Genomic DNA, 19955 nt, shown 5'->3' with positions numbered 1-19955 from the left:
CCTTCCTAGAGGGAGTAGAGGAGGTGCTGGAGCAGAGCTGTCGAGTCCTTTGTCGCCTGCGGGGACGAGGCAGCCGAGGGGTTGATGGGGGGCAGCGCGTGGTCGGACAGTTGCTCGAACAACGTGTCGTACTGGCCTAGTTGTTCCCGCTCGGTGAGGTAGAGGAGGCCGGTCGGCTGCTCCAGGACCACCGTGGCCAGCTCCGGAAGCGTAGGGCGTACGTAGTGGAAGGGGCCGCTCAGTGCGCCGTACGCCTCCGCCGTGAACGGGTAGATCTGGATGGTCACATGGGGCAGACGGGCAAGCTCGACCAGGTGAAGGAGCTGTTGACGGAGGATCGTGGCGCCTCCGAAGCGCATGTGCAGTGCCGCCTCGTGGATGACGGCGTGTACCGCGGGCGGGGAGCCGGCCGTCAGGGCGCGCTGGCGCTCCATGCGGAACGCTAGCGCTTCGTCGATGTTCTCGAAGCCCAGCTTCGGGCTCAGGAAGATGGCGCGCGCGTACTCCTCGGTCTGGAGGAGCCCGGGGATGAACAGAGGCTGGTGAGTGCGCAGTTCGCGGGCCGAGTCCTCCAGCTCGGCAAGGTTGCGCGGGCCCGTCCCGATCACTTTGCGGTACGCGGACCACCAGCCTTTGCCCGTCGCCTCGGACATGGCGACCAGAGCACTTACGTAGGGTTCTTCTGCGCGCCCGTACGTTTGGCAGAGATCAAGTAGGCGGTCGGTCAGGACGGACGTGCGACCCAGTTCGATGTGGCTGAGCTGCCCACGGCTCATGTTGATCCGTTCGGCGGCTTCGCCTGCGCTCAGTCCTGCGTGCTCGCGCAGCTGTTTGAGCTCGAACCCGAGTCGCCGCTGGCGCTCGCTGATCGTGGTGCGCAGTCCCACAGGCATCTCCTCAGTGGCTCGCCCAAAGTCTGCCCTGGTCAGGGGGATTGGTCCATCGATTAGGACGTTTGGGTTGATAAGTAGAACCCTCCTGCCCTACCGTGGGTGGTGTAATCGTCACGCTATGAGGTTGAGGCAATGCCTTGTGCCCGTACGCAGAAAGTGCACCCGTCCCGGCACCCACCCGGGCCGGACAACGCCATCGCGGCGGGTCGTCCACCGAAGGGACATCCCATGGAAGACCTGGACCCCGACCAACGCCATGCCCCGCACCGGGAGCCCCTCCAACGCGTCCACACCTACAGCCTGTTCACCCCGGGGGATGCCTCCGCGCCCAAGGTCTGCCGCGACTTCGTCGGCTCCGTTCTGCTCGCGCGCGAGCTCGCGCACCTCGTCGCGGCCGCCACCCTCTGCACCTCGGAGCTCGTCACCAACGTCCATCTGCACACCAAGGGCGAGGCGATGGTGCGCATGCTGGTGCGGCCGTGGCGGGTGCGGGTCAGTGTCTTCGACGAGAGTTCCGCCCTGCCCGTGCCGCGGCAGGCCGGGGCGCTGGAGTGCTACGGGCTCGGGCTGGGGGTTGTTGCCGCCACCGCGGACCTGTGGGGGGTCGTACAGGACCGGGGTGGGCGGCATGCCAAGGGGGTCTGGTTCGAGTTGGGGGCCTCAGCCGGTGGTGAGGGCGTCGGCGATCGGGGTTAGGCGGGACGGGTCCGTGAGGAGGTTGATCTCCGCGACCTTGCCGTCCTTGACGGTGAACGCCATGAGCGAGATCGGGTTGCCTTCCATGGTCGCGAAGAGGCCCACCTCGCCGTTGATGAGGACCAGGCGCGAGTGGGGGGCGTTGCGCGAGAAGGTGATGGCGCCGCTCGCCACCGTCGTCGCTCCCCGTACGAGACGGGAGAGGTCCGAGCCGGCGTCCAGGCGGAAGACGATGTCCGGGTCCAGGACCGAGACCAGCGCCTCGAAGTCGCCCTCGCGGGCCGCCGCCAGGAACGCCTCGACCACCTCGCGCTGGCGCGCCTGGTCCGGGTCGGGGGACGGGGCCGAGCCCTCGACCTTGCGGCGGGCGCGGCTGGCGAGCTGGCGGGTCGTTGTGGGGGTGCGGTCCACGATCGGGGCGATGTCGTCGAAGGGGACGGCGAACATGTCGTGGAGTACGAAGGCGAGACGTTCGGCCGGGGGCAGCGTCTCCAGGACCACGAGGAGGGCCAGGCCGACCGCGTCCGCCTGGAGGACCTCCTGCTCGGGGTCGGTCACGGGAGAGTCGATGCGGGTGACCAGCGGGTCCGGGATGTGGGTGTCGAGGAGGTCCTCGCGGCGGGCCTTGCGGGTGCGGAGCATGTCGAGGCAGACGCGGCCCACGACCGTGGTCAGCCAGCCGGAGAGGTTCCGGACCTCGGAGAGGTCCGAGCGGTCGGCCCTGAACCAGGACTCCTGGACCGCGTCCTCGGCCTCGGCGACCGAGCCGAGCATGCGGTAGGCGACGGCCCTGAGATGGGTCCTGTTCTCCTCGAAGCGCTCGGCCAGAAGATTCTTCTCGTCCACTGTCACATTCCCTCGTTGCGATCCGTCAGTGCTGTGTACGGACGAAAACAGACTGTTCAGGAAGCTTACGAAGGAGTTCCGACATGCAGGCACGAATGAAGAACCCGGCCCAGATCGTCCCCGGCGCGATGACCGCGATCCTCGACCTGGTCAAGGCGATCGAGAAGAGCGCCGCCTCCGGAGTGACCATGGAGCTCGTCCACATGCGGGTATCGCAGATCAACGGGTGCAGCGCCTGTGTGGTCGGAGGCATACCGAGTGCGAAGAAGAGCGGGGTGACCGACGACCAGCTGCACTCGGTCGCCGTGTGGCGCGAGGCCCCGTACTTCAGTGACTCCGAGCGTGCCGCGCTGGAGCTGGCGGAGTCCGCGACCCGGCTGGCCGACGGGCGGGGTGTGCCGGACGACGTGTGGGACGCGGCTGCCGACCACTTCACCGAGGACGAGCTCGCCGCGATCATCCTCATGATCGGGCTGACGAACCTCTTCAACCGGCTCAACGCCACGACCCGGCAGGTCGCGGGCGCGACCTGGTAGGCGGGCGGGGGCAGGCGGCAGTATGGGGCGGATGGTGATCTCCAGCGATACCTCCGTGCCCGTACGCCGCCTGGATCTTGGGTACTTCGTGCGGCCCGCCTCCGAGACGGGGAGCGGGGAGCCGCGCGTCGAGCCGGTCCTCGCGTATCTCGTACGGCACGAGGGCGGGCTGCTGCTCTTCGACACGGGGCTCGGGGACGCGGGGGCGGAGACCGAGGCCCACTACCGGCCGCACCGCAGGCCGCTGGAGGCGGCGTTGGGGGCCGCAGGGGTGGGGGTGGAGGACATCACGCAGGTCGTCAACTGCCATCTGCACTTCGATCACTGCGGCGGCAATCCACTGTTCGCGGGGACGCCCGTTTTTGTCCAGCGGGAGGAGCTCGGCGCCGCGCGGGGCGGGGACTACACGGCGGACCAACTGGTTGACTTCGGCGGGGTGTTGTACGAGGAGCTGGAGGGCGAGGCGGAGATCCTGCCCGGGGTGTGGATCATCCCGACCCCCGGCCACACCGCCGGTCATCAGTCCCTCGCCGTACGCCGGCCCGACGGCGCGGTGATTCTCGCCGGGCAGGCGCACGACTTCGCCTCGCACTACGCCTCCGCCCAGCTGGCCCGCCGCGCCGCCCTGGAGGGGGTGGCAGGACCGCTGCCCGGGTATCCGGGGTGGCTGGACCGGATCGCCGACTTCGATCCGCGGCGGGTGCTGTTCGCGCACGACAACTCGGTCTGGGAGCCCGGTAGTTGACGGAGCCGACCGTCTAGGGCTCGCACGTACGGGACTGGCCCGAGCAGAGGTGGTCCTCGTCGGGGGGCGGGTTGTCGAGGTTGTTCCAGCCCACGATCGCCGCCCAGGCGGTCCAGATGATGAAGACGACGCAGGCCGACATCAGCACCCAGAGCGCGGCCCTCTTGAGCGTACGGCGGTCCTTCGGCGGGGGAGGGGTCGGCCTGGTTCCCGTATGGCGTCCCGTGTAGCGCTCGCTCATGCCGTCGTCGTCATCTCGTCCGAGGTGCCGACGACGTTGAAGTCCCGTGCCGTTCCTACGGTGTTGAGGTGTGCGATGTCGGCCTGCTCCAGGTCGGTGTTGAAGGGCTTGGGCATGCCCGAGTGCTGGGTGCGGCGGTGTTCGCTGGGGGTGCCCCAGTCGTACCGCTTCTGCACCTCGACGTGGTAGGTGATCGTGTCGCCGTGCTTCTCGCCGACCGTGCGGTACTGGATGTGGTTGAGCGCGTAGTACCAGTCCATGCTCTTGTCGCCGTCCTTCGGGTCCGGCGCGCTCGACTGCCACTCGGTGGTGAAAGGGCCGTCGGGGCGCTTGCGGACGTCCGTGGCGAGGGTCTTGTCGACGTCCTTCTGGAAGGCGGGGATGTCCTTCATCAGCTGCTGCGGCTCGACCTCGACAGTCTTGCCGCTGCCGTCGAGGTAGTGCTGGACCAGGCCCGCGGCGTTGACCATGCCCTTGGCGTTGAGGGCGGCACCCATGTTGTTGAGCTGGTTGTGGACTTTGCGGTCGTGGGCGGTGGCCTCCTGGGTGTCGAAAGCGCGGTTCTCCGTCTCGAAGTTGGACGTCGTACCGAAGATCACCTTGAGGCTGAGGGCCAGCCACTCGTCGTCCGCGGTCGCCCGGTCCAGGACGTCCTTGGCCTGCTTCTCGATCGCGTGGGCGGTCTTGGCGCGGTCGTCGGCGACCCGTACGGACTCCGGATCGTTCGGGTCGGTGAGCGACGACCAGCTGACAGAGCCGTCGTCGTTGATGGTGATTCCCTTCTCCTGGCCCTGGCGGCGCAGGTCGAGAGCGGTTCGCTGGTATCCCTCAAGTCCCTTGACTCCGCCGGTGCCTGACGCCCCGTCGGCCTCCGTGTCGATGAACTTCCGGAGGCTCTTGACCTCCGCGTCGAGCGCCCCGAGGTCCATGTGGACGCGCGCGCAGTACGCCTCGGCGGCATCCCCGCCCTCGCCCTTCCACACCTCGTCCCGCAGCGGTTTGAGCACCTGGTCGCCGAAGCCGTCCTGGGCTCTGGCCACCACCTTGTGGATCTCCTCCCAGAGCTGGGCGAACTTCTCCATGCCCTCGACATCGAGCTGGACGAGCTGGTTGAACGTCACCATGAGGTCTGTGCCCTGGCCCTTCAGCCGCGGAAGTACGCGGCGTTGGTCGTCTCGAGGTCGTCGTAGGCGTCCGCGCACGTACGGAAGTTGTCCGCGCCGTGGTGCAGCCGGTCCCGTATGAGCTGGTTGATGTCCTGCCAGCGGCCCTGCATCTCGTCGATGCTGTCGCTGAAGCTCCACCCCTTCGCCGACCAGCCGAGACCCTTCGCCGCGTCCTGCGCGGGCCCGATGAGGCGGGCGAGCGCGTCGGCCACCTCGTCGCAGTCGGCCGCGCGCTCGCGGAGCCAGTTGGGGTCGACCCAGAGGTCGGGGTCCACCTCCCAGTCCGGTTTGGGGGTGGGCGACGGGTTGGGGGACGGGGAGGGCGTGGGCGAGGGTGACGGGCTGCTGCCGCCGTCGCCGCCCGGAGGGGTCGGGGAGGGGGACAGGCCCGGGGACGGGGTGGGGCCCGAGGTGATGCCCACCGATCCTCCCACCGGTCCTGATACGTCGAGTCGTTGGCGCGGTACGTCGGTCATGTGGCCCCCGTGGCTTGTGCGTTCACCGTCAACATCTCCACCGTACGACGTGACGTCAGCCCGTGGTCGTACGCCCTCGGGCCAATGTCTTCTTGCAGGTCAGGCCGTTACTCTCGGGCCATGGTGACGACGCGAGGGAAGCTGGGGCGGGTACGGACGGTGCTGTCCTGGTGCGGGGCGGTGCTCTACCCGCTGGTGATGATTCTGGTGGTGTCGCCCGGGTCGCGCCCCGACCGGGCCGTCGGTGCGCAGGCCGTCCTGGCGGTCGCCCTCACGGTCCTCCTCACCGGGCTGCTGCGGCGCAGTCCGCTGGTGGGGCTGGTGTTCGTGCTCGTCGGGTCGGGAGTCGCGGCGTCTTCGCGGCCCGGCGCAGTGGTCACGTATCCGCTGCTGCTCGTGGGCGCCGCGGTCGTCGGCCACATCGTGGCGACCCGGTCGCGCCGCAGTGCGATCGCGGCGGCCGCCGTGGCGCTTCCGGCCCAACTCCTCATCCTCGGCATCAGCGCGACCAGGACCGAGCAGGAGCTGTTCCTGCTGCCCGTCCTCACGCTCCTCGCCGCCTGGCTGCTCGGGTACTCGATCCGTGAACGCAGAGAACATTCCGCTGAACTCGCCGCGCAGACCGCCGCGCAGGCGGTGACGAGCGAACGCCTGCGTATCGCAAGGGAGTTGCACGACATGATCGCCCACAGCATCGGGGTGATCGCCATCCAGGCCGGGGTGGGCAGCCGGGTCATCGACACCCAGCCGGCCGAGGCGCGCAACGCGCTCACGACCATCGAGGCCACCAGCCGCGAGACCCTGTCGGGGCTGCGCCGCACGCTGGGCGCCCTGCGGCGGACGGACGCGGGGGCGGATCCGGAGTCCGTACCGCTCGAGCCCACGCCCGGTCTTGTGGACCTGGACCGTCTCGTCGCGTCCACGCGGGACGCGGGGGTGCGGGCGGACGTCGAATGGCAGGGCGAGCGGCGGGAGTTGCCCGCGGACATCGACCTGGCCGCGTTCCGGATCGTGCAGGAGTCGCTGACCAATGTCGTACGGCATGCGGGCGTCCGGGAGTGCAGGGTGACGATAGACGTACGCGATCCGCAGGCGCTGGCCCTGTCGGTCGTCGACGAGGGGAAGGGGGGCCTGGTGGCCACGACGGGCTTCGGTCTGATCGGGATGCGCGAGCGAGTGGCGCTGCTGGACGGGGAGTTCACGGCTGGGCCGCGTCCCGAGGGCGGGTTCCGGGTGGCGGTACGGCTGCCGCTGGCTGCCGGTGTGGGGGCAGCGTGATGGCTGAGCAGTCCGCTCCGGAGCTGCGGTCCGCTCCGGCTCCGATCCGTATCGTCCTCGCCGACGACCAGCCGCTGGTCCGCTCCGGGCTGCGCGTGCTGATCAACGACACCCCGGGGATCGAGGTGGCCGGCGAGGCGGGCACGGGGACGGAAGCGGTCGAACTGGCGGCGTCGCTCGCCCCCGACGTCGTGATGATGGACATCCGCATGCCCGGCATGGACGGCATCGAGGCCACCCGCCGGATCACGGCGGCGGGCGCGACCCCGCACATCCTGGTCCTGACGACCTTCGACGACGACGAGTACGTCTACGCGGCCCTGCGCGCCGGAGCCTCCGGCTTCCTGGTCAAGGACATGGCCCTGGAGGAGATCATCGCGGCGGTCCGGGTGGTGGCCGCGGGGGACGCCCTGATCGCCCCGAGTGTCACGCGCCGCCTGATCGGCGAGTTCGCGTCCCGCCCCGAACCAGCGCCACCGGGGCGGGAGTTGGGGGCGATCACGGAGCGCGAGAGGGAGGTGCTGGCGCTGGTGGCACGGGGTCTGTCGAACACGGAGATCAGCGACCGGCTGCACATCACCGTCGCCACGACCAAGTCCCACGTGGCACGGCTCTTCACGAAGCTGGACGCGCGCGACCGGGTCCAGCTGGTGATCATCGCGTACGAGGCGGGTCTTGCGGTCCCGCCGCGATGAACGATGCACGATGCACGAAGACTGCCGCCGGCCTGCTGTGTACCTGAAAACGCAGCGGACCGGCGGCAGTTGGGGCGATGGACTGAGGGCGTCAGGCGCGGGCGTCCCAGACGGTGTTGAGCTTGCTCTGGTAGTAGAGCGGCGTCAGACCGAGGACGAAACCGAGCAGGACACCCACGCCGCCGGAGCAGTCGGGGGTGACGCCGGCGGCGCGCTGGGCCTGGGCGATGCGGGAGCCGGTCTTCGCGATGGAGACGAAGGGCGGCACGATCAGGATGCAGCCGAAGGTCACGGCGAGCAGGGCCTTGCCCGGGCTGACCTCGATCGTCGGATCGACGGCCTTCACCTGCTTGTTGACCTTGTAGTACCAGACCATCCAGTAGATGCCGAAGGTGATGAGGGTGAGCAGCCAGACCCCGACAGGGCTGGAGCTCTGGCCGGCGGGCGCCTGGGTGCGTGCGTCGGTGGACATGGGTCTCCCCGGAAGCTGAGTTGCTGGAGGTCCCTCTGAGGTGGGGGGAGGGGGAATTCAGGAGCGTACGGGGCGGGGGGTGTGATGGGACTGTGAAGGTCATCACGGAACCATCACGATGTCAGCTGCCGTCCTCCTGCTCCAGGATCCCCGACTGGGCGATGAGATAGCCGAGTTGGGCGCGGCTGCCGCTGCCCAGTGCGGCGGAGAGTTTGGCGACGTGGGCGCGGCAGGTCCGTACGTTCATGCCCAGCCTGCGCGCTATGGCCTCGTCCACGTGCCCTTCGACGAGGAGCTTGGCGATGGAGTGCTGGATGTCGGTGATGCCGTCGGGGGCGGTCTCGTAGGGGGCGCCGGCGCTGAGGGGGACCGCGCGGCCCCACATGAACTCGAAGACCTTGATGAGGTAGCGGACGAGGCTCTGGTTGCGGACTTCGAGGGCGACCTGCTGGTCCTCGCGTATGGCGATGAAGGCGACCGTCTCGTCGCAGATGACGAGTCGTTCGACCAGTTCGTCGATCGTGCGGTACTCGACCTTGCCGTTGGAGAGCTGGTCCACATAGGCCAGCTTCGTCGGGTTGTACCGGGCGGTGTGCTGGTAGAGCGTCCGGATGCGCACGCCGCGTTCGATCAGCGGCCGGTCGCGTTCCAGGCCGAGCAGCAGGTTCTTCTCGGATATGTGGAAGCTCGGCTGGACCGACAGCGCCTCGGTCTGGCACTGGATCGTGGACAGGTTGAGCGCCGCGTTGATCCGGTCGCTGCCTTCGAGCACCGTGATCGAGTGGGAGGACGCCGCATCCTGCGCGCTGAGATCCATGAACGGCTCGAAAGCATCGGCCAGTTGGGTGGACAACCGCCTGCGCTCCGTGATTTCACGTTCTATGGGGTTGAGCCGTCTCGCGAGGGCGACCGACGGCGGCACGGGACGCAGCCAGTCCGCGTCGGCGGGGTCGGCGTGCAAAAGGGCGGAATCCAGCAGGCAGGGGGCGGATTCGACGTCCGCACGGGCGATGCGGCCCGCGCGAAGAGCGGTCGCATAGAGGCGGCCTCCCTCGTCGCACAGATCAGTCACTGCATGGGGATGTGTGGCTTTGGCCTGATTCATTGTGATATCTCCACCCCCCAGGGTCCTGCCCGTGCAGGAACATGATGCATCGATTGTGTGGCCATGACGTGCCTGAATGAGCCATCGTCTTACGCAGTGAGCGGGGGAAGGGGACCTTCAAGTGAGGACGAAGTCGACTATGGGTAAGAAACTGCTTCGCCTGGCGCCTGTCGCCGCTTTCGCAGCCGCACTCGCCTTCGGGGCCCTGGGCGGGCTCTCCAACGCAAAGGGTGACGTCCGGGCGGACACGTCGTGGCCGTCGATCGGCGCGAACATCAATGGTGCCGATGACACTTCTTGGCCTGTGCCCCCCTCGGGCAACGGGTCCGGGAACTGACATGACGACTCCACCCGACGACAGAACCTTCCGTCGGGAAATGGCGACCGCCTACCGCTCAGGCTGGCACTTCATCGATCTTGGGTCCGCCATTCCCCACCGGGGTGACTCCCTCATGGTCACCCTGTTCGGCGAGCCGATCGTGGTCGTACGCGAAGAGGACGACGACGTCCGGGCCTACCGATGTCTCCGCAAGCCGCGAGGGGCACCGCAGCCCGTGCGGTGTGCCATCCGGTACGGGATGGTCTTCGTCAATCTCGACCGGCGCGATCACCAGTTGATCGAGCAGGACACCACCGAACAAGCCACCCCCCGCAGTGCCTGAAGCGATTCCCCCGTCGTTTTAAATCGCTCAGGCGCTTCCCCCACACAGCGGCGCCACCGTGACCTGAACACGGTGGCGCCGCTGTGCTGCGTTCAGCAAGTTCAGCAGGTTCAGCAGGTTCAGGAGTTCCCCAGGGTCCGGTCCACCGTGATCTCGATCAGGACCCGGTCCGGGTTGGGTGCCGGGGTGCGCCCGTACCGCACCGCGTAGCGGGCCACCGCGTCGGCGACGGCGTCCGGCTCCGTCCGTACGACGGCCCGCCCCTCCAGCGTTGCCCAGCGCCTGCGGTCCACCTGGCAGACGGCGGCCCGCGCATCGGCGCGTACGTGGGAGACCTTGCGCGACCCCTTGTTGGTGATGATCCTGGCCACGCCCTCCTCCGGTTCGTACGTCACGCCCACCGGCACCACGTGCGGGGTGCCGTCGGGTCGGAGCGTCGTCAGGGTGCAGAGGTGGTTCTCGCGCCAGAAGCTGCTCGTGGTGCTGGTCGTCGTGCTGGTCATGGGGCGAATGTATCGATCCGACCTTGAGTGGAATAGACTCAACTTTGTACAGGTTGACTGAGTCATACATGGCAGGGATTCCAGGGACCAGGAGGAGAGAGCACACGTGGACGCCGAGCTGACCAACAAGAGCCGGGATGCGATCAACGCGGCCACCAGCCGGGCCGTGTCCGGCGGGCACCCCGACCTGACGCCCGCACATCTGCTGCTCGCCCTCCTCGCGGGCGAGGACAACGCGAACATCACCGACCTGCTGGCCGCCGTCGACGCGGACCAGGCTGTCGTACGGGCAGGAGCCGAGCGGATCCTCGCCGCGCTGCCCTCCGTGGCGGGCTCCACCGTCTCGCCGCCGCAGCCCAACCGCGACCTGCTCGCCGTCATCGCGGACGCCGCCCAGCGCGCCAAGGAGCTCGGCGACGACTACCTCTCCACCGAGCACCTGCTCATCGGCATCGCCGCCAAGGGCGGTCCGGCCGGCGACGTACTGTCCGGGCAGGGCGCCAGTGCCAAGAAGCTCCTTGAAGCATTCGAGACCAGCAGGGGAGGGCGCCGGGTGACCACTCCCGACCCCGAGGGCCAGTACAAGGCCCTGGAGAAGTTCGGTACGGACTTCACGGCCGCGGCCCGTGACGGCAAGCTCGACCCGGTCATCGGGCGGGACGCGGAGATCCGCCGCGTCGTGCAGGTGCTGTCCCGGCGTACGAAGAACAACCCGGTCCTCATCGGCGAGCCCGGCGTCGGCAAGACGGCCGTCGTCGAGGGTCTTGCCCAGCGCATCGTGAAGGGCGACGTTCCCGAGTCGCTCAAGAACAAGAAGCTCGTCTCGCTCGACCTGGGCGCGATGGTCGCGGGCGCCAAGTACCGCGGCGAGTTCGAGGAGCGGCTGAAGACCGTCCTCTCCGAGATCAAGGAGAGCGACGGGCAAATCATCACCTTCATCGACGAGCTGCACACCGTCGTGGGCGCCGGCGCCGGCGGCGACTCCGCCATGGACGCGGGCAACATGCTCAAGCCGATGCTGGCCCGCGGCGAGCTGCGCATGGTCGGGGCGACGACCCTCGACGAGTACCGCGAGCGCATCGAGAAGGACCCGGCGCTGGAGCGGCGCTTCCAGCAGGTGCTGGTCGCCGAGCCCACCGTCGAGGACACCATCGCGATCCTGCGCGGGCTCAAGGGCCGCTACGAGGCGCACCACAAGGTGGTGATCGCGGACTCCGCGCTGGTGGCCGCGGCGACCCTCTCCGACCGGTACATCACCTCCCGCTTCCTCCCCGACAAGGCCATCGACCTCGTCGACGAGGCCGCGTCCCGGCTCCGTATGGAGATCGACTCCTCGCCGCTGGAGATCGACGAGCTGCAGCGCTCCGTCGACCGGCTGCGCATGGAGGAGCTGGCCCTCAAGAACGAGTCCGACCCCGCCTCCAAGCAGCGCCTCGAAAAGCTGCGCCGCGACCTCGCCGACAAGGAGGAGGAGCTGCGCGGCCTCACCGCACGCTGGGAGAAGGAGAAGCAGGGCCTCAACCGCGTCGGTGAGCTGAAGGAACAGCTCGACGACCTGCGCGGCCAGGCCGAGCGCGCCCAGCGCGACGGCGACTTCGACACCGCTTCCCAGCTGCTGTACGGGGAGATCCCCGGCCTGGAGCGCGAGCTGGAGGAGGCCGCCGAGGCGGAGGCCGAGGCGCGGACCGACACCATGGTCAAGGAAGAGGTCGGCCCCGACGACATCGCGGACGTGGTCGGCTCCTGGACCGGGATTCCGGCCGGGCGGCTGCTGGAAGGCGAGACGCAGAAGCTCCTGCGCATGGAGGAGGAGCTCGGCAAGCGGCTCATCGGGCAGAGCGAGGCCGTCCAGGCGGTCTCGGACGCGGTCCGGCGTACGCGCGCCGGAATCGCCGACCCCGACCGGCCGACGGGCTCGTTCCTCTTCCTCGGCCCGACCGGTGTCGGCAAGACCGAGCTGGCGAAGGCCCTGGCGGACTTCCTCTTCGACGACGAGCGGGCCATGATCCGCATCGACATGAGCGAGTACGGCGAGAAGCACTCGGTGGCTCGCCTCGTCGGCGCCCCGCCCGGGTACGTCGGCTACGAGGAGGGCGGCCAGCTCACGGAGGCCGTGCGCCGGCGACCGTACAGCGTGGTGCTCCTGGACGAGGTCGAGAAGGCCCACCCCGAGGTCTTCGACGTCCTGCTGCAGGTGCTCGACGACGGGCGGCTGACGGACGGGCAGGGGCGGACGGTGGACTTCCGCAACACCATCCTGATCCTCACGTCGAACCTCGGCAGCCAGTACCTGGTCGATCCGCTGACCAAGCCGGAGGAGAAGAAGCAGCAGGTCCTGGACGTCGTACGGGCGTCCTTCAAGCCGGAGTTCCTCAACCGGCTCGATGACCTGGTCGTCTTCTCGGCCCTGTCGCGGGACGAGCTGGCGCACATCGCCGAGCTCCAGATCGGGCGGCTCGCGAAGCGGCTGGCCGAGCGCAGGCTCACGCTCGACATCACGCCCGAGGCGCTGGCCTGGCTGGCGGACGAGGGCAACGACCCGGCGTATGGCGCGCGCCCGCTGCGCCGCCTCATCCAGACGGCGATCGGCGACCGGCTCGCCAAGGAGATCCTGGCGGGCGAGGTCACGGACGGGGACACGGTGCGCGTGGACCGGTTCGAGGACGGGCTCATCGTGGGGCGGGCGGAAGCAGGGGTACAGGCAGCGGAACAGGCAAAGGAACAGGCAAAGGAATAAGCCCGCAGCTGATAGTGGCGGGCGGGGGTTGCCAGCCCCCGCCCGGCATGGGGGAGACTGGCGGGACTCGTACGAAGGGCAATCCAAGACATGAGCATCGACCCGTCCTCCATTCCGAACTTCGGGGGCCAGCCCGAGCCGCAGGCCGGACCGGCGGGCCCCGTCGTTCCCGACCAGGACCTGGTCAAGCAGCTCCTCGAGCAGATGGAGCTGAAGTACGTTCTCGACGACGAGGGTGACCTCGCCGCGCCGTGGGAGGAATTCCGCACGTACTTCATGTTCCGCGGCGAGGACGACCAGCAGGTCTTCTCGGTCCGGACGTTCTACGACCGTGAGCACAAGATCGAGGAGAAGCTCCAGCTTCTCGAGCTGATCGACGACTGGAACCGCCGCACCCTGTGGCCGAAGGCGTACACGCACACCCACGACGACGGCTCCGTCCGTCTCATCGGTGAGGCGCAGATGCTGATCGGCACCGGCGTCAGCCTCGAGCACTTCGTGTCGTCGACGGTGAGCTGGGTGCGCGCCTCGATCGAGTTCGACAAGTGGCTCGTCGAGCAGCTCGGCCTGGAGCAGGACCTGGAGTCCGGCACCGACGAGCCGGGCACCGGCACCGAGCAGGCCGACGGCGACGACGCCTAGTACCTACAACGGCATGTGCGCGCTGGTCAGCAGGTAGGCGCCGTAGCCGAACGACAGCCCGGCGAGCGCCGTGATCACCACGATCGCGGTCCTCGGCCGGGCTTTCGTCATGGCGAGCGCGAGCGGGATCAGCAGCGGGAAGGCGGGCAGCAGGAAGCGCGGCTTCGACTCGAAGAAGCCCGTGCCGCCGACCGCGACCAGCAGCAGCGCGCCGGTGTAGACGAGCAGGGCCAGGGGCGGGCGTTCCAGGATCAGGAGTACGTACAGGAGCACCGCGGCGGCGACGATCAGCAGGCTCACCGTGAGGACCACCGGGGCCGGGCGGAGCAGCAGGTCGCGGGCGAGCCGCAGCCAGCCGACGCCGAAGTCGAAGCGCGAACCCCACTTGTCCTGGACGGTGAAGTAGCCGCCGAGTACGTCGCCCTTGCGCGCCCCGACCCACAGCACGAACCCCACCCAGCCGAGCGGAGCGAGCAGGCCCGCCGCCCAGACGCGGGCGGTCGCCCGGCCGCGTACGACCTCGATCAAGGCTGCCACGCAGACCGCCGCCGCGACCGCGTACCCGTTGGGCCGGGACAGGCCGGCGAGCGCTGCCAGGCTGCCCGCCCAGAGCCAGTTGCGGGCGAGCAGCGCGTACAGCGACCAGGCGGCGAGGGCGGTGAGCACCGGCTCGGTGTACGCCATCGACAGGACGACGGCGTGCGGCAGCAGGCCCCAGAGCAGGACGAGCAGGGTCGCCGTCCTGCGCCCGTGGAGCCGCTCGCCGATCGCGTAGATCCCGCAGGCGGCCGCCGCGGCCGCGGCCCAGGAGACGAGGAGTCCCGCGCCGCCGCCGGTGACCGGGAGGACGGTCGCCACGGCCCGGATCAGCGCCGGGTAGAGCGGGAAGAAGGCGAGGTCGCTCTGGACGTCGCCGTTGGGGTACGTGAAGGTGCGCGCGCCGTACCCGTGGGCGGCGACGGAGGTGTACCACTTCGCGTCCCAGCTGTTGCCGATGATCGTCAGCGGGCTGTGCCCCAGGTGCCACGACCAGAGGGCGAGCAGCACGAGCCCGGTCAGCCGCGCCGCCGCGAACAGCCCGAGCGCGGGGGCCGCACGGCGCAGCAGCGCGGGGCGGCGGCGCGTGGTGACGGAGGCCGGCCGGGCCACCGCGGCCTGTTGGCTGAGGTCGGCGGACACGGGGAACCTCCGGGCGGCGTGCGGGCACAGGGTCGGACAGACCGACCCTCCGTGCTCGGCGGTCCGCGCGCGACCCGGGGCGGGCCGACCGGGTGGTGGGGCGGGAGGTAAGTGCCGTGTCAGGAAAGTCCCTTGAGGCGGTCCACCGCGTCCTGGAGGACCTCGGTCCGCTTGCAGAACGCGAACCGTACGAAGGGGGCGCCCTGTTCGCGGTGGTCGTAGAAGACCGCGTTGGGGATCGCGACGACGCCGATGCGGTCGGGGAGTGCGCGGCAGAAGGCGAAGCCGTCGCCGTTCTGGGAGAGCGCAGGTCCGAGCGGGCGGATGTCGGTGGTGACGAAGTACGTGCCGGAGGGGCGGTAGACCTCGAAGCCCGCCGCCTGGAGGCCGTCGCTCAGCAGGTCGCGCTTGGCGCTCAGGTCGGCGCGGAGGTCGTCGTAGTAGGCGGCGGGGAGGCGCAGGGCCTCGGCGACCGCGTACTGGAAGGGGCCCGCCGAGACGTAGGTGAGGAACTGCTTCGCCGAGCGGACCGCGGTGATCAGAGCGGGGGACGCCGTCGCCCAGCCGACCTTCCAGCCGGTGAAGGAGTACGTCTTGCCGGCCGAGGAGATGGTGACCGTGCGCTCGCGCATGCCGGGGAAGGTGGCGAGGGGGATGTGTGCGGCGCCGTCGAAGGTGAGGTGTTCGTAGACCTCGTCGGTGATGACGAGGAGGTCGCGCTCGACCGCGAGGGCGGCGATCGCGGCGAGCTCGTCGCGGGTGAGGACGGTGCCGGTGGGGTTGTGGGGGGTGTTGAGGAGGATGAGGCGCGTGCGGTCGGTGATCGCGTCGCGGAGCTCGTCCAGGTCCAGGTGGTAGGCGCCGTCGCGGGGGCGGAGCGTGACGGGGACGCGGGTGCCGCCCGCCATCGCGATGCAGGCCGCGTAGGAGTCGTAGTACGGCTCCAGGGCGATCACCTCGTCGCCCGGCTCCACCAGCGCGAGGAGGGATGCGGCGATGGCCTCCGTGGCGCCCGCGGTGACCAGGACCTCGGTGTCGGGGTCGTAGGAGAGGGCGTAGCGGCTCTGCTGGTGGTCGGCGATCGCGGTGCGGAGCTCGGGGACGCCGGGGCCCGGCGGGTACTGGTTGCCGCGGCCGTCGCGCAGCGCCCGTACGGCTGCCTCGCGGATCTCCTCGGGGCCGTCCGTGTCCGGGAAGCCCTGCCCGAGGTTGATCGAACCGGTGGAGAGGGCGAGTGCGGACATCTCGGCGAAGATCGTGGTCCCGAATTCGGCGAGGCGGCGGTTGAGCAGAGGGCGCGTCATGGCGGCCATCCTGCGCCGAACCTCTGGAGTTGCTCAACTCTGCTTTGGGTTCGAGAGGGCAGGGGCATCCCCACTCCACGCAAGGAGCGCACGGAGCGCTAGCCGCTTCGGGGGATGCGGGACGAAAGGACGGTGAGGGCGATGCTCGCTTTCATCTTCGTGCTGTTCGTGGTGTTCATGGTGGTCGTGGCGCTGGCCAACTTCATGGCGCGGCGGCGGGTGGCAAAAGGCGTCGCGGCGCGCGGGGGACGTTCGCACCGCGGCAGCTCCGGCTCCGCTGCGGCGGGCGGCTCCAGCTGGTGGGCCGGCGACAGCGGCTCCGGGGACTCGGGGAGTTCCGGGCACTCCGGAGGTCACCACTCCTGTGGCGGCGGCGGGCACTCCTGCGGGGGCGGCTCGTCCTGCGGCGGGGGCGGGGGATGCGGTGGTTCCAGCTGACACGGGGCAGCTGATTCCACCGGGCATCCCGGGGTACGCGCCCGGTGGGTCAACACCCGCCGGGCGCGTCCGTGTTGACCCTGCTGTTGAACGTATGAACCGTGAAGCCCCCGAGGGGATGGAAACCCCGTCAAGTTGGGTAAAAACGCTGTGAGCGCCACGCACTTCATGATTCCCTCGCTGTTGAATGAAGAAGTTGCCCTCGGACCTGAAGCATCAGCCCTGAGCAACCGCACAGGCTGCGGTACGGCTCCGAGAAGGCGTCCCCACCACCCCTGACACCATTCCGGGGAGACCCCGGTCCACCCCGCTACACGTGTGTTTTGCGGAGCCCACCCATGCTCACGACCCTGAAGACCGCCTACACCGACACGCGCGCCGCCGACCTGGCCTGGGCCTTGGGCCGGGAGCCGCTGCCCGCCCTGGCCACACTCGATCTCGAACTGGCCGGCGCCAAGCTGCAGATGAGGCTGCTCGGCGCCTCCCACCAGGTACTTCTTGAGGAGGACAACGGCATCTGTTCCGAGACGGTCGCCTGTATCCCCGGGAGCAGCACCCCTTTACCGCTGGGCGTCGCCAAGAGCGTCGGCGGCTGGGAGTACGAGTTCGCAGCGTGCGTCGAGACGCTCTCGCCGGGCGCGTTCGGGGGGCGCGCGCAGGAGCTCCTCGCGCTGGTCGCCGACCATCCGAACGGACTTGCGGGTACGTTTCCCGGCTCGCCCCACGCGTTCACGGCGATGCTGGCGCAGCGCCGCGACGGACAGGTGACCTGGCGCACCTGGCATGCGTATCCGCAGGAGGGGCAGCTGGTGGTGACGCGTACCCGGATCGGGGCGCGCACGCCTGCCGCACCCGCATTGCACCCTTGTGGGTGACACGTCGTGAGAGTTTCGTAACGTAGCGTTCCCATCATGATCGACCGGTCCGTGTCCCCCGAGACCCAGGGTGCACGGCTGTCCGTCACGCCCGCGACCGGCCGGATGCTGGTGCTCGCGACGGTCTTCATCTGTGCCGCGTGCGGTCTGGTGTACGAACTGGAGCTGGTCGCCCTCGCCTCGTATCTGATCGGGGACTCGGTCACTCAGGCCTCGGTGGTCCTGTCCACGATGGTCTTCGCCATGGGCATCGGCTCGCTCCTCGCGAAACGGCTGCGCCTGCGGGCCGCGGTCGGATTCGGCCTGGTGGAGGCAGCGCTGGCGCTGGTGGGCGGCACCTCGGCGCTCGTGCTGTACGCGTCGTTCGCCTGGCTGGGCGGCGCCCGCTATGCGCTGGTGGCCTTCTCACTTGCCATCGGGGTGCTGATCGGCGCCGAGATCCCGCTGCTGATGACGCTGATCCAGCGCGTCTCGCGGCAGGACGCGGGCGGTGCGGTCGCCGACCTCTTCGCGGCCGACTATGTGGGCGCGCTGGTCGGGGGGCTGGCCTTTCCGTTCCTTCTGCTGCCCATGCTGGGCCAGTTGACGGGGGCTCTGCTGACCGGCACGGTCAACGCGGTCGCGGGCGGGGCGCTGGTGCTCTGGCTCTTCCGGCGGGATCTGACGGCCCGCTCCCGGTGGTGGCTGATCGCGGCCAATGTCACGGTGCTGACCGTGCTCGCCACGGCGACGGCCCAGGTCGGGGACTTCGAGGACGCGGCCAGGCGTGCGGTGTACGGGGCGCATGTGCGGGTCGCGGTCCAGACGGAGGTGCAGGAAGTGGTGCTGACGGGGTCCGAGCGCGGCCCCCTCGACCTCTTCCTGGACGGCCGGCTGCGGGTGAACGGGCTCGACGAACACCGCTACCACCAGGCGCTGGTCCGCCCGGCGATGCGCGGACCGCACGCCCGGGTGCTGATCCTGGGCGGCGGGGACGGTCTGGCGGCGCGGGAGGTGCTGCGGTACGGGGACGTGCGGTCGCTGACGCTGGTGGAGCTGGACCCCGGGGTCGAGAAGCTCGCTCGTACCGACCCGGCGCTCTCCGCGCTGAACGCGCATGCGTACCGCGACCCGCGGCTGCACGTCGTCACCGCGGATGCCTTCACCTGGCTGCGCTCGCCGGGGCAGCGGAACCGGGCGTACGACGTGGTGATCTCCGACCTGCCCGACCCCGGGATCACCCCGAGCACCAAGCTCTACTCGGAGGAGTTCTACGGGCTCGCGGGCCGGGTCCTGGCCCCGGGCGGCCGTATCGCCGTCCACGCGGGCGCGGTCGGGGCCCGCCCGCACACTTTCTGGACGGTGGTCGCCACCCTCCGCTCGGCGGGCCTGCACCCCCTCCCGTACTGCGCGACGGGCCGCCTCTCCGGCTTCACGGCGGGCCCGGACCGGGCCTCGGGGGCGCGCGGTGCGCCGGGCGACTGGGGCTTCGTGCTCGCTTCCCGTACGCGGCCGAGCCTGGGACCCGAGCGGACCGCGGCCTGGTCGCCGGTGGTGACGAAACCGCTCAACCTGCCTGCTTCGACCCTGGTGCACCCGCGTTACGGGGGCTAAAGCGCTGACGTGTGCGGCGCGTCTGAGTAGGCTCGGCTCTCATGGAGCATGAGGTGTTCGTTCCGGTTCCGGCAGAGTCCCTCCGACGGGTCCTGGCGGACCCCGCCCGTGTCGCACGCTGCGTCCCAGGGTTCCAGCAGGACGCCGACGGCGACAGCGGTCCGCTCGCCGGGCGGCTGAAGGTCCGGGTCGGCGGCCACACGATCACCTACCGCGGCGCCCTGCGCATCGGCGCCCAGGACGGCGGCTTCGCCGTCGAGGGCGAGGGCACGGAGGCACGCGGATCCGGTGTGGTGAAGCTGTCGCTGACGGTACGTCTGAGCGCGTCCGACGGCGGTACGACGCTGACCTTCGCCGGGACCGCCCGGGGCGAGGGCCGGCTCGCCGAGCTCGACGACGCGTCCGCACTGGCCTCCGCGCAGCGACTCCTCGACCGGTTCGCGGACCGCCTCGGCGCGGAACCGGTGGACGAGCCGGCGGTGACCCACGAGGAGCCGCAAGCACCCGAGGAGGCTGCGCCCGAAGAGGCTGCCGCTCCGACCTCCGTGTTCGAGACCGAGGTCCCGCCGCCCTCCCTCGACGCCCTGGCCGAGGTGGAGTTCGAGCCGCTCGACCTGCCCGTGGACATGCCTCACGACGACGAGCCCGCCGAGGCCGCGCACGCGCGCCGCACGATGATCGGCCGCAGCGCCGAGGAGGTCGACCACGCCCCGCCGCGCGGCCGGTATGCCCCGGTCCCGCCGCCCGCATCGGCGACGGCCTCCGCGACCCTGCGCTGGGCGGCCCCCGCGGCGGCCCTCGCGCTCGCCTCGGCGGTCGTGGTCGGGCGTGCCCTGCGGCGGCGCCGGTAGGCACCCGGTGGGTACTGTCGCA

The 19955-nt window shown here is 69.9% G+C and carries 22 protein-coding genes; 12 read left to right on the top strand and 10 right to left on the bottom strand.

Annotated elements, in window-relative coordinates:
• Window positions 1-5: 5 nt before the first annotated feature.
• The gene (locus OG707_RS18415) at window positions 6-893 is read right to left on the bottom strand and encodes a helix-turn-helix domain-containing protein (RefSeq protein ID WP_329119602.1); all 888 of its coding nucleotides are present in this window, start codon (window positions 891-893) and stop codon (window positions 6-8) included.
• Window positions 894-1121: 228 nt separating this feature from the next.
• Here OG707_RS18415 and OG707_RS18410 point away from each other — a divergent pair, with 228 nt between their 5' ends.
• Window positions 1122-1589 (top strand): ATP-binding protein, encoded by a 468-nt coding sequence (locus tag OG707_RS18410; protein ID WP_329119600.1) that lies wholly within the window; start codon window positions 1122-1124, stop codon window positions 1587-1589.
• Here OG707_RS18410 and OG707_RS18405 read toward each other — a convergent pair.
• On the bottom strand, window positions 1554-2435 hold the full coding sequence (locus tag OG707_RS18405) for a sigma-70 family RNA polymerase sigma factor (RefSeq protein WP_329119598.1): 882 nt from the start codon (window positions 2433-2435) through the stop codon (window positions 1554-1556). The genes OG707_RS18410 and OG707_RS18405 overlap by 36 nt on opposite strands.
• A gap of 83 nt (window positions 2436-2518) precedes the next feature.
• Between OG707_RS18405 and OG707_RS18400 the strand changes: the two genes are divergently transcribed.
• A complete protein-coding gene (locus OG707_RS18400; protein WP_329119596.1) occupies window positions 2519-2971 on the top strand; it encodes a carboxymuconolactone decarboxylase family protein in 453 nt (150 codons plus the stop codon).
• A 22-nt stretch (window positions 2972-2993) separates the two neighbouring features.
• Window positions 2994-3716: an N-acyl homoserine lactonase family protein gene (locus tag OG707_RS18395; protein ID WP_329119594.1), complete on the top strand. Its 723-nt coding sequence runs from the start codon at window positions 2994-2996 to the stop codon at window positions 3714-3716.
• Between the two features lie 13 nt (window positions 3717-3729).
• On the opposite strand, the gene OG707_RS18390 is transcribed toward OG707_RS18395, so the two are convergent.
• Genes OG707_RS18390 through OG707_RS18380 form a run of 3 tightly spaced genes read right to left on the bottom strand, consistent with a single transcriptional unit; the run spans window position 3730 to window position 5599 of the window.
• Window positions 3730-3957 carry a hypothetical protein gene (locus OG707_RS18390; RefSeq protein WP_329119591.1) on the bottom strand — a complete coding sequence of 76 codons (228 nt, stop codon included), beginning with the start codon at window positions 3955-3957 and terminating at the stop codon, window positions 3730-3732.
• Window positions 3954-5081 carry a hypothetical protein gene (locus OG707_RS18385; RefSeq protein WP_329119589.1) on the bottom strand — a complete coding sequence of 376 codons (1128 nt, stop codon included), beginning with the start codon at window positions 5079-5081 and terminating at the stop codon, window positions 3954-3956. The genes OG707_RS18390 and OG707_RS18385 overlap by 4 nt, the downstream gene beginning before the upstream one ends.
• A gap of 20 nt (window positions 5082-5101) precedes the next feature.
• Window positions 5102-5599: a hypothetical protein gene (locus OG707_RS18380; RefSeq protein ID WP_329119586.1), complete on the bottom strand. Its 498-nt coding sequence runs from the start codon at window positions 5597-5599 to the stop codon at window positions 5102-5104.
• Window positions 5600-5719: 120 nt separating this feature from the next.
• Between OG707_RS18380 and OG707_RS18375 the strand changes: the two genes are divergently transcribed.
• Complete coding sequence (locus OG707_RS18375) at window positions 5720-6877, top strand: sensor histidine kinase (RefSeq protein WP_329119584.1); 1158 nt, start codon at window positions 5720-5722, stop codon at window positions 6875-6877.
• The gene (locus tag OG707_RS18370) at window positions 6877-7572 is read left to right on the top strand and encodes a response regulator transcription factor (RefSeq protein ID WP_329119582.1); all 696 of its coding nucleotides are present in this window, start codon (window positions 6877-6879) and stop codon (window positions 7570-7572) included. Before OG707_RS18375 ends, OG707_RS18370 begins: the two co-directional genes overlap by 1 nt.
• A gap of 91 nt (window positions 7573-7663) precedes the next feature.
• Here OG707_RS18370 and OG707_RS18365 read toward each other — a convergent pair whose 3' ends face one another.
• Both OG707_RS18365 and OG707_RS18360 read right to left on the bottom strand, forming a co-directional pair.
• Window positions 7664-8044 carry a DUF4234 domain-containing protein gene (locus OG707_RS18365; RefSeq protein WP_329119581.1) on the bottom strand — a complete coding sequence of 127 codons (381 nt, stop codon included), beginning with the start codon at window positions 8042-8044 and terminating at the stop codon, window positions 7664-7666.
• Between the two features lie 121 nt (window positions 8045-8165).
• Window positions 8166-9149, bottom strand: coding sequence for a helix-turn-helix transcriptional regulator (locus OG707_RS18360; RefSeq protein WP_443071349.1), 984 nt, complete (start codon window positions 9147-9149; stop codon window positions 8166-8168).
• Window positions 9150-9487: 338 nt separating this feature from the next.
• Between OG707_RS18360 and OG707_RS18355 the strand changes: the two genes are divergently transcribed.
• On the top strand, window positions 9488-9811 hold the full coding sequence (locus OG707_RS18355; RefSeq protein ID WP_329119579.1) for a (2Fe-2S)-binding protein: 324 nt from the start codon (window positions 9488-9490) through the stop codon (window positions 9809-9811).
• Between the two features lie 119 nt (window positions 9812-9930).
• Here OG707_RS18355 and OG707_RS18350 read toward each other — a convergent pair whose 3' ends face one another.
• On the bottom strand, window positions 9931-10314 hold the full coding sequence (locus OG707_RS18350) for a pyridoxamine 5'-phosphate oxidase family protein (RefSeq protein ID WP_329119577.1): 384 nt from the start codon (window positions 10312-10314) through the stop codon (window positions 9931-9933).
• A 106-nt stretch (window positions 10315-10420) separates the two neighbouring features.
• Between OG707_RS18350 and clpB the strand changes: the two genes are divergently transcribed.
• A complete protein-coding gene (clpB, locus tag OG707_RS18345) occupies window positions 10421-13051 on the top strand; it encodes an ATP-dependent chaperone ClpB (RefSeq protein WP_329119575.1) in 2631 nt (876 codons plus the stop codon).
• Between the two features lie 90 nt (window positions 13052-13141).
• The gene (locus tag OG707_RS18340; protein ID WP_329119573.1) at window positions 13142-13693 is read left to right on the top strand and encodes a YbjN domain-containing protein; all 552 of its coding nucleotides are present in this window, start codon (window positions 13142-13144) and stop codon (window positions 13691-13693) included.
• Between the two features lie 3 nt (window positions 13694-13696).
• Here the strand turns inward: OG707_RS18340 and OG707_RS18335 are convergent, their stop codons facing one another.
• Both OG707_RS18335 and OG707_RS18330 read right to left on the bottom strand, forming a co-directional pair.
• Window positions 13697-14872, bottom strand: coding sequence for a glycosyltransferase family 39 protein (locus OG707_RS18335; protein ID WP_443071348.1), 1176 nt, complete (start codon window positions 14870-14872; stop codon window positions 13697-13699).
• Between the two features lie 119 nt (window positions 14873-14991).
• Window positions 14992-16185, bottom strand: coding sequence for a pyridoxal phosphate-dependent aminotransferase (locus OG707_RS18330; protein ID WP_329119571.1), 1194 nt, complete (start codon window positions 16183-16185; stop codon window positions 14992-14994).
• Between the two features lie 132 nt (window positions 16186-16317).
• Between OG707_RS18330 and OG707_RS18325 the strand changes: the two genes are divergently transcribed.
• From OG707_RS18325 to OG707_RS18310, 4 genes are all read left to right on the top strand, one after another.
• On the top strand, window positions 16318-16614 hold the full coding sequence (locus OG707_RS18325) for a hypothetical protein (protein WP_329119569.1): 297 nt from the start codon (window positions 16318-16320) through the stop codon (window positions 16612-16614).
• 338 nt (window positions 16615-16952) lie between these two features.
• A complete protein-coding gene (locus OG707_RS18320) occupies window positions 16953-17489 on the top strand; it encodes a DUF2617 family protein (RefSeq protein WP_329119567.1) in 537 nt (178 codons plus the stop codon).
• 36 nt (window positions 17490-17525) lie between these two features.
• Window positions 17526-19082, top strand: a complete 1557-nt coding sequence (locus OG707_RS18315) for a polyamine aminopropyltransferase (RefSeq protein WP_329119565.1) — start codon at window positions 17526-17528, stop codon at window positions 19080-19082.
• Between the two features lie 41 nt (window positions 19083-19123).
• Window positions 19124-19933, top strand: a complete 810-nt coding sequence (locus OG707_RS18310) for an SRPBCC family protein (RefSeq protein ID WP_329119563.1) — start codon at window positions 19124-19126, stop codon at window positions 19931-19933.
• The last annotated feature ends 22 nt before the right edge of the window (window positions 19934-19955 follow it).

Source organism: Streptomyces sp. NBC_01465 (assembly GCF_036227325.1).
In the GTDB taxonomy this organism is placed as follows: domain Bacteria; phylum Actinomycetota; class Actinomycetes; order Streptomycetales; family Streptomycetaceae; genus Streptomyces.
This window is presented reverse-complemented; position numbering and strand designations above follow the sequence as displayed.

Excerpts from the sequence above, each read along its gene's own strand:
- OG707_RS18375 (WP_329119584.1), top strand. The coding sequence starts at position 5,720 with ATGGTGACGACGCGAGGGAAGCTGGGGCGGGTACGGACGGTGCTGTCC.
- OG707_RS18380 (WP_329119586.1), bottom strand. The coding sequence starts at position 5,599 with ATGACCGACGTACCGCGCCAACGACTCGACGTATCAGGACCGGTGGGA.
- OG707_RS18415 (WP_329119602.1), bottom strand. The coding sequence starts at position 893 with ATGCCTGTGGGACTGCGCACCACGATCAGCGAGCGCCAGCGGCGACTC.
- OG707_RS18365 (WP_329119581.1), bottom strand. The coding sequence starts at position 8,044 with ATGTCCACCGACGCACGCACCCAGGCGCCCGCCGGCCAGAGCTCCAGC.
- OG707_RS18385 (WP_329119589.1), bottom strand. The coding sequence starts at position 5,081 with ATGGTGACGTTCAACCAGCTCGTCCAGCTCGATGTCGAGGGCATGGAG.
- OG707_RS18400 (WP_329119596.1), top strand. The coding sequence starts at position 2,519 with ATGCAGGCACGAATGAAGAACCCGGCCCAGATCGTCCCCGGCGCGATG.
- OG707_RS18320 (WP_329119567.1), top strand. The coding sequence starts at position 16,953 with ATGCTCACGACCCTGAAGACCGCCTACACCGACACGCGCGCCGCCGAC.
- OG707_RS18360 (WP_443071349.1), bottom strand. The coding sequence starts at position 9,149 with ATGAATCAGGCCAAAGCCACACATCCCCATGCAGTGACTGATCTGTGC.
- OG707_RS18310 (WP_329119563.1), top strand. The coding sequence starts at position 19,124 with ATGGAGCATGAGGTGTTCGTTCCGGTTCCGGCAGAGTCCCTCCGACGG.
- OG707_RS18395 (WP_329119594.1), top strand. The coding sequence starts at position 2,994 with ATGGGGCGGATGGTGATCTCCAGCGATACCTCCGTGCCCGTACGCCGC.
- OG707_RS18370 (WP_329119582.1), top strand. The coding sequence starts at position 6,877 with ATGGCTGAGCAGTCCGCTCCGGAGCTGCGGTCCGCTCCGGCTCCGATC.
- OG707_RS18315 (WP_329119565.1), top strand. The coding sequence starts at position 17,526 with ATGATCGACCGGTCCGTGTCCCCCGAGACCCAGGGTGCACGGCTGTCC.
- OG707_RS18390 (WP_329119591.1), bottom strand. The coding sequence starts at position 3,957 with ATGAGCGAGCGCTACACGGGACGCCATACGGGAACCAGGCCGACCCCT.
- OG707_RS18410 (WP_329119600.1), top strand. The coding sequence starts at position 1,122 with ATGGAAGACCTGGACCCCGACCAACGCCATGCCCCGCACCGGGAGCCC.
- OG707_RS18330 (WP_329119571.1), bottom strand. The coding sequence starts at position 16,185 with ATGGCCGCCATGACGCGCCCTCTGCTCAACCGCCGCCTCGCCGAATTC.
- OG707_RS18350 (WP_329119577.1), bottom strand. The coding sequence starts at position 10,314 with ATGACCAGCACGACGACCAGCACCACGAGCAGCTTCTGGCGCGAGAAC.
- OG707_RS18325 (WP_329119569.1), top strand. The coding sequence starts at position 16,318 with ATGCTCGCTTTCATCTTCGTGCTGTTCGTGGTGTTCATGGTGGTCGTG.
- OG707_RS18340 (WP_329119573.1), top strand. The coding sequence starts at position 13,142 with ATGAGCATCGACCCGTCCTCCATTCCGAACTTCGGGGGCCAGCCCGAG.
- OG707_RS18355 (WP_329119579.1), top strand. The coding sequence starts at position 9,488 with ATGACGACTCCACCCGACGACAGAACCTTCCGTCGGGAAATGGCGACC.